Annotated in this window: 9 protein-coding genes; 7 read left to right on the top strand and 2 right to left on the bottom strand. The window is 35.9% G+C overall.

Features of this window, described 5'->3' with window-relative positions; genetic code table 11:
• Window positions 1-515 precede the first annotated feature (515 nt).
• The 3 genes from KW850_RS25480 (at window position 516) to KW850_RS25470 (ending at window position 2,914) form a co-directional block, all read left to right on the top strand.
• Window positions 516-1,247 carry an AzlC family ABC transporter permease gene (locus KW850_RS25480; RefSeq protein WP_256358446.1) on the top strand — a complete coding sequence of 244 codons (732 nt, stop codon included), beginning with the start codon at window positions 516-518 and terminating at the stop codon, window positions 1,245-1,247.
• Window positions 1,237-1,545: an AzlD domain-containing protein gene (locus tag KW850_RS25475; protein ID WP_218350561.1), complete on the top strand. Its 309-nt coding sequence runs from the start codon at window positions 1,237-1,239 to the stop codon at window positions 1,543-1,545. Before KW850_RS25480 ends, KW850_RS25475 begins: the two co-directional genes overlap by 11 nt.
• Before the next feature lie 97 nt (window positions 1,546-1,642).
• A complete protein-coding gene (locus tag KW850_RS25470; protein ID WP_218350560.1) occupies window positions 1,643-2,914 on the top strand; it encodes a M48 family metallopeptidase in 1,272 nt (423 codons plus the stop codon).
• Between the two features lie 149 nt (window positions 2,915-3,063).
• Here KW850_RS25470 and KW850_RS25465 read toward each other — a convergent pair whose 3' ends face one another.
• Window positions 3,064-3,300 carry an IDEAL domain-containing protein gene (locus KW850_RS25465; RefSeq protein ID WP_218350559.1) on the bottom strand — a complete coding sequence of 79 codons (237 nt, stop codon included), beginning with the start codon at window positions 3,298-3,300 and terminating at the stop codon, window positions 3,064-3,066.
• 160 nt (window positions 3,301-3,460) lie between these two features.
• Here KW850_RS25465 and KW850_RS25460 point away from each other — a divergent pair, with 160 nt between their 5' ends.
• Window positions 3,461-4,057 carry a competence protein ComK gene (locus tag KW850_RS25460; RefSeq protein ID WP_256358445.1) on the top strand — a complete coding sequence of 199 codons (597 nt, stop codon included), beginning with the start codon at window positions 3,461-3,463 and terminating at the stop codon, window positions 4,055-4,057.
• A gap of 19 nt (window positions 4,058-4,076) precedes the next feature.
• Here KW850_RS25460 and KW850_RS25455 read toward each other — a convergent pair whose 3' ends face one another.
• Window positions 4,077-4,442, bottom strand: a complete 366-nt coding sequence (locus KW850_RS25455) for a YhjD family protein (protein ID WP_218350558.1) — start codon at window positions 4,440-4,442, stop codon at window positions 4,077-4,079.
• A gap of 270 nt (window positions 4,443-4,712) precedes the next feature.
• On the opposite strand from KW850_RS25455, the gene KW850_RS25450 reads away from it, so the two are divergent.
• The 3 genes from KW850_RS25450 (at window position 4,713) to lepB (ending at window position 7,070) form a co-directional block, all read left to right on the top strand.
• A complete protein-coding gene (locus KW850_RS25450; protein ID WP_218350557.1) occupies window positions 4,713-5,648 on the top strand; it encodes an LCP family protein in 936 nt (311 codons plus the stop codon).
• A 212-nt stretch (window positions 5,649-5,860) separates the two neighbouring features.
• A complete protein-coding gene (locus KW850_RS25445) occupies window positions 5,861-6,526 on the top strand; it encodes a TVP38/TMEM64 family protein (protein ID WP_218350556.1) in 666 nt (221 codons plus the stop codon).
• Complete coding sequence (gene lepB, locus KW850_RS25440; RefSeq protein WP_218350555.1) at window positions 6,516-7,070, top strand: signal peptidase I; 555 nt, start codon at window positions 6,516-6,518, stop codon at window positions 7,068-7,070. Before KW850_RS25445 ends, lepB begins: the two co-directional genes overlap by 11 nt.
• The last annotated feature ends 90 nt before the right edge of the window (window positions 7,071-7,160 follow it).

The following is a 7,160-nucleotide window of genomic DNA, read 5'->3' as shown; positions in this document are numbered from 1 at the left end:
TATTTAGGTTAAACTGTATTTGAGTCATAATTAATTCCTCCACATTGTTTTCTTCGCCGTTAACATTGTAACCATGAGGAATTAATTTGACTCATTTTCTTTTTACACAATTATATGGACTCAATCCAATTTCCAGTTGAACTTGTCTGAATAGGCCACGGATTCGGACAGCTTAAAGCAATTTCCAGTTGAACTTGTCCGAATAGGCCACGGATTCGGACAGCTTAAAGCAATTTCCAGTTGAACTTGTTTGAATAGGCCACGGATTCGGACAGTGCTTTCCTAATTCCTTCTGTAGCTGTCTGAATACGAATCGGACTTGGATTATCCAAAGTGATTGCAACCTGATCGTATCCGAATGACGCCGCATTCGGGTTGTGTTTTTCCCATGTGATGTTTCTGTTCCACCTCGGAAGTAAATCGGTTATTCTATGAGACTAGTTTTTTTATTTTATATTTACTGAAAATTTGCTATTATTTATGTTTATATGAGTGAATGCAAGGGGGAATTAGGTTTGACGGATCTATCAGTTCGTAGAGAAACATCTGAATTTAGACAAGGAATCCAAGCGGGGTTAAGTATCGCGATTGGCTATTTTCCAATTGCGCTGACCTTTGGACTCCTAGCAAAGTCATCTGGATTATCGATTTATGAAACTATTTTTATGAGTTTGATTGTGTTTGCTGGTGCCTCCCAATATATTTCACTTAGTCTAATTGCAATTGGGACTGGAATTATTGAAATTATTTTAACAACCTTTATTGTAAATATCCGGCATTTCCTGATGAGCACCTCGTTGAATGAAAAAGTCGAAGAGGACCATATTGTCAATAAGTTAATTTATTCTTTTGGCATTACAGATGAAACATTTTCAGTTGTCGCTACAAAAGACGGTACTGCGACAACAGGCTTTTTGTTCGGTGTAATCTCCATTTCATACTCCAGTTGGGTGATTTTTTCAGGGCTTGGTCATTTAATTGGAGCAAATCTGCCCAAAACTTTACAGGAAAGCATGGGGGTTGCTCTCTATGCGATGTTTATTGGTCTTTTGGTCCCCTCTATGAAAAAAAGTGTAAAAGTGGTATGTTTGGCTGTCCTTGGGGCTATTTTTAATACGATTTTTACAATTGGAAACGTTATGGCGCAAGGATGGGCAATCGTTACGGCAACCCTTCTATCTGCCATCATTATCGAAACAGCTGAAGTAATTAAAATGAAGAATCGGAGTGTAAGACATGAAGATTGAAATATTATGGATGGTTCTTGGAATGGGTGTGGTTACATATATTCCCCGAATGATGCCTTTTGTTTTATTGAAAGGGAAAGAACTCCCACCTTTTATTCAAGGGGTATTAAAAAATGTTCCGTTTGCCACGCTTGGTGCGTTAATATTTCCCTCCATTCTTTTAATACAAAATAATGATATTTGGTACGGGGTGTTAGGTGCAGCGGCAGCTTTTATCGCAGCCTTTTTAGGCGCTAATGTTATCATCGTCGTCCTCGGTTCAATTGCTGTCCTATCGATATATTCCTATCTTTTGTAAGCCGGTATTTTATACCGGCTTTTGTTTTAATTGTTCTAATTTGTCCTTTTTTAACTAAACTAAGTATAGAGAGGTTGTACATGAAGGGGGACAAATTATGGCGAGAAAAATGGGAGTCTATGCGGTTATGGGCTACATTCTATATGGATTGTTTATTTATTGGTATTTATTCTACTTTGCTGATTCAAGCCTTCCATTCGAATATGAGGGGTCGAAGGCGGACCCGGCCACTTTTTTAAATGGCAGGGAACTTATGCTTAGTGAAGAGTATTCCAAAATAAGAAATTTATTATTTTTCTTATCTACCCCGTTAGAATGGCTTTTTTACTTTTTAGTATTGTTATTCGGGTTATCGAAAGCAATGAAGAACTGGGCCAAAAATTCCTCAAAATATAAATTGCTTCAAACCGCTATATATTTAATTTGGTTATCTGTTTTTGCTTATGTGGCGACTTTTCCATTAAGCTATATCAGTTATTCTTTATCAAAAACGTATAATATTTCAACCCAAACGTTTACTTCTTGGATGAAAAATGAGTTGATAGATTTTTGGATAAATTATGGAACATGGCTTATAATTGTCCCGGTACTATACTGGCTGATGAAGAAAAGCCAAAAACGATGGTGGCTATATGGGTGGTTATTATCGATTCCGTTAACATTATTTATGATGTTTCTCCAACCAGTGGTGATTGATCCGTTATATAATGACTTTTATCCATTAAAAAATAAAGAATTAGAAACCAAAATTTTAGTATTGGCTGAAAAGGCCGAAATTCCAGCACAGAATGTTTTTGAAGTGGATAAGTCAAAAGAAACGAATGCTTTAAATGCCTATGTCACGGGGATCGGCTCAAATGCTCGAATTGTCCTTTGGGATACCACTTTAAACAAACTAAATGATAATCAAATTTTATTTATAATGGCTCATGAAATGTGCCATTATATCGAGAAACATATTTATTTTGGAATAGCAGGCTACTTGCTAATTTCCCTCCTGGGTTTGTATTTGACCTATAGGATTATGAATTGGGCAATAAAACGCTGGGGAAACGAGTTAAAAATATCAGACATAAGAGATATCCGCTCATTGCCGTTATTCTTTATGATCCTATCGATGCTCTTGTTTGCTGCTAGTCCATTTACAAATTTTGCTTCTCGTTATCAGGAAACACGGGCCGACAAATATGCAATTGAGATGACCAATAATACAGAAGCTGCAATCACTTCTTTCCAGGAATTGACTCGTTCTGGTTTAAGTCAAGTGAATCCACCGCTACTAGTAAAAATTTTCAGGTATACCCATCCAACTATGCTTGATCGGATTTCCATGCTTGAAGAATATGAAGTGAAACAAAGGAATAAATAAACCATTAAAAAGGCTGAGACATATTTATACGTCACCGCCTTTTTTTTGTTAGTAAAAAAATTAAAATAAATATGTTATTTCACTAGACAAGCTTTCATTGCCTAAAAAAATAAAAAAGCCGTCAATCATGACGGCAGCTAAAAAGTAATTTACGTTCCAAACTTTTTGTTAATTTCCTTCAGTTGCCCGGATAACTGAAGAAATAACTTTTTGTCACGACCATCGATGGCGGCATCAATTTTTTGCAATAATTTTTCTTTTTCGACCGTTAGCTGAATTTCAGACAATAGCATTTCGATGTATAAATCCTGGACAAAGTTCTCTTTCAGACGATTGCGTTTCATGGCACCAAGTTTCATCAATTCCGTGTATGATTTTTCATTCATGAAAATCACCTCAGATGCTTTTTAAAATTATATGGTTTTTTTTGAAGAATATCATTGGTTTTTATAATTTTCAGATAAATATTTATTTAGTGTGAAATTTGTGAATAATTTAAGAACAATTCAGAAAAGTAAGGGAATAAATAACAAGGAGTGGTAAGATATGGTGGATAAGATGAAAAAGGAGTTGGATGGGTTGAAACAAATCGAAGATTATGAAATCAATTCACGCACGTTATTTCTTGAACCAGTGGTATATGGAAGTAAAATTTATTCGCGTATAGTGGAATTAGAAGATGAATTCTTGTCGCCCTTCAAGCCACTGGATATCATCAAAAAAAGTTGTAGTTATTTTGGTGTCGATTACGAAAGCAGGAAAAGAGGAACACGGCAATTAATTGGCTATTCCCGAAAGCTTCCAATCATAATTGAACCAATTTATCACATTTATTTTTATCCTACGGTTTCTCCGCTAATTCCTACGTGTATTTGGATTTCATTTGAACATGTTGAGAGTTATCGCCGCGTAGCCGCTCAAAAAACAATGATCATTTTCCGCAATAAACAATCGCACATATTTCCAGTCCCAGTAAGTACAATCGAAGGCCAGATGTTAAGAACTTCGTTATTAAAATCAAAGCTTCTGCAAAGAATAGAAAGTAATGGGAGAAGGTTATTTTATTTGCCACATGGGCCACAGCCATTAAATGCATTGGAAACATCTTTTGAATACAATTCTCGTGTGAAGGATCCAAAATAAGGTTGCCATTGATTAATCACTAGCGGGACAGATGTTTTTTTAATAAATAGGCCTCCATTAATTCTTGGACCTTATTACGGATTCTTGGATTAAAGTAATTATGGTTTTCTTCATAGCCTTTATAAATAAACCTGTACAGCGTAAAAGCATCGTCCCGTTTTGTTTCAATTACCTGAAGCTTATTTTTTTTCATATATTGTTTTACATCCGCCAATTCCCTCTGTATTTCCTTCATCGTTTCCTCAATCAAATCTAAATAGGGTTGTTTTAGTTTAAACGGGCTCTTTTCTACAACAGTTAAATCCCGGTTTAAGATAATTAGAACCATTGGCAAATACATAGCTTTTTCCATTATGTCACGATCATCTTCGGGGATTCTGGTCATTTTTTCGGTCACACCTTTCATTAAAATAAGAACAAACGTTCCTCTTTATTTTACAAAAAAGAAACATTAAAAGCAATAGGCCATTACATTATCAAAAACTCGTCATTTGGCGAGTTTTATTTATTGAAAATTTCACTTGTTATATGAGAAAGTTTTTATTAATAGAAGGATATCTGATAGGGGAAAATGAATTAAATGAAGAAACCCTTAAAGTGAAAAAACAGTCATATAAATAGAAGAATAAAAAACGTGGATGAATAGGTGATAACAATGAGATCTGATAAACATCAAATGAAGAAAAAGAGAAAATGGCCATCCATTTTACTGGTATTCGTACTACTGATTGGGGCAGTGGCAGGTTATGCTTATTATCAATACAGGCTGGGCGTTAATCAATCACTAAAAAAAATTGATAAAAAAGCTTCAAATGTTGTCTATACTTTCGAAGGGCAAAAGGATCAGTATGGAGGTACAAATATACTTGTGCTTGGAAGTGATGCTAGAGGCAAGGAAAAGTCGCGTGCAGATACGATCATGATTGTTCATTATAATGAAGACAAAGGAACCTTTAAATTAACTTCCATTATGAGGGATAGCTACCTCGAAATTCCAGGTCATGGTAAACATAAAGTTAACTCTGCCTTTGCTCGGGGCGGACCAGAATTAATGAGACAAACGATCAAGCAAAATTTTGATATTGACCTTCAGTACTATGTTATTGTCGATTTTCAAGGCTTTGTGCAACTTATTGATGAAGCATTTCCAAATGGGGTAGAGATAGATGTAGAGAAAAAAATGTCTAAAAATATTGATGTAACTTTAGAGCCAGGTCTGCAAAAATTAAATGGAGAGGAAATGCTTGGTTATGTCCGGTATCGCCATGATGCTATAGGTGATTTTGGAAGGGTAGAACGGCAGCAAAAGGCAGTTAAAGCCATTGGAGATCAATTGATGGGCCTCCAAACGATTCCCAAACTACCTAAACTTATCGGAGTCGTATCTCCTTATGTGAATACAAATATGGACACTTCAGACATAACATTTATGGCTAAGGATTTCTTTTCGAGTAATCGAGGAAATATCGATACGTTGCGAATTCCTGTCGAAAATAGTTATTCAAATGCGAGAATAGCTGGGGAGGGAGCAGTATTAGATATTGATGTCGAAAAAAACAAACAAGCACTCCATCAATTTATTACAAAGTAAACATGGGTACTGCTAATTAGTAAAGGCTCTTTTCGTAAATTTTGTTGCTTTTGGAGCCTTATAAGGGTTATTTACTAAGTTTCTGGGCAATTTCGCAAATATTCTTATGAGAAGATGCCACGAAGCATCTAATTAGACGGGTTGATAACATTATACGAAAAACAACAATCTATGTGAAAATAGCCTTAGTAAAAATAATGGGGAGAAATCGGATGGACATTGAATCATTAAAATCGTGGTTTACACTTGAACATATTATGAGTCTGATTCAGGATTATCGAGCCCTTGGGCCGATACCAGGCATATTGCTTATAGTCATTGAAGCATTTATGCCATTTCTCCCATTGTTTTTATTTGTAATGGCAAATGCCAGTGCGTTTGGACTTTGGTTAGGATTCTTATATTCATGGCTAGGCGCATGTATCGGGGCAATGCTCGTTTTTTTACTAGTCAGAAGGTATGGACAACAAAAGTTATTAGCTTTTTTGCCCAAGCACCCTCAGGTCCGCAAATTGATGGATTGGGTAGATCGTCATGGATTCGGCCCACTCTTTTTACTGCTTTGTTTTCCATTTACACCCTCAGCTGTAGTCAACATAGTTGCAGGTCTTTCTAAAATTCGCCTTTCTCAATACATGTTAGCCGTGTGTATTGGGAAAATGGTGATGATTTTCACGATTAGTTTTGTGGGCTATGATGTTCAGTCATTGCTGACAAAGCCGCTTCGGACTGTTGTAGTATTGCTTATTATTTTCATTCTTTGGATCGTTGGTAAAAGAATTGAAGGCAGAATGAATAAGAGCCCGGAAACTGACCATAATGGGGAAATAGACAGAAACTATAAGCAGGAGAAACGGAGGAGCGTAAATGAAGATTGAATGGAAAAAGGAAGGCATGGAATGGGCTAAAGCTTTTGCAATCGGAATCATTATTTTTGCTTTTATTCGTACATTTTTCTTTTCAAACTATGTAGTAGAAGGCGAATCCATGATGCCAACGCTGCAGGATGGGAATAAACTAGTCGTTAACAAACTTGGTTATCAAGTGGGAGAATTGAATCGATTTGACGTTATTGTTTTTCATGCCAATAAAAAAGAAGATTTTGTAAAACGGATAATCGGCTTGCCAGGTGATAAAATCGAATATCGTGATGACCAGTTGTATATTAATGGACATAAGTATGAAGAGCCTTTTTTAAATGTGTATAAACAAAAATCACCTGGGATAAGGATTACTGGTGACTTTAGTTTAAAAGAAATTACCGGTGAAAATACAGTCCCTGATGGAAAGTTATTTGTCCTTGGTGATAATCGTCTAGGTAGTTGGGACAGCCGGCAATTCGGTTTTATTTCAGCCAGTCAAGTGGTTGGTAAAGTGGATTTACGCTACTGGCCATTAAATGAAATGGATGTCCATTTTTAGATGAGAAGATAAAGGGTATACACGATGATGAATCGTGTTTTTTTTTGCTTGAAAAAACCGTAGAATTTACCAATTATGGCTCCAATCTGT

It is taken from the genome of Bacillus sp. sid0103 (assembly GCF_019219025.1).
The sequence above is the reverse complement of the archived record's forward strand: the minus strand, read 5'-3'. Positions and strand labels throughout refer to the sequence as shown.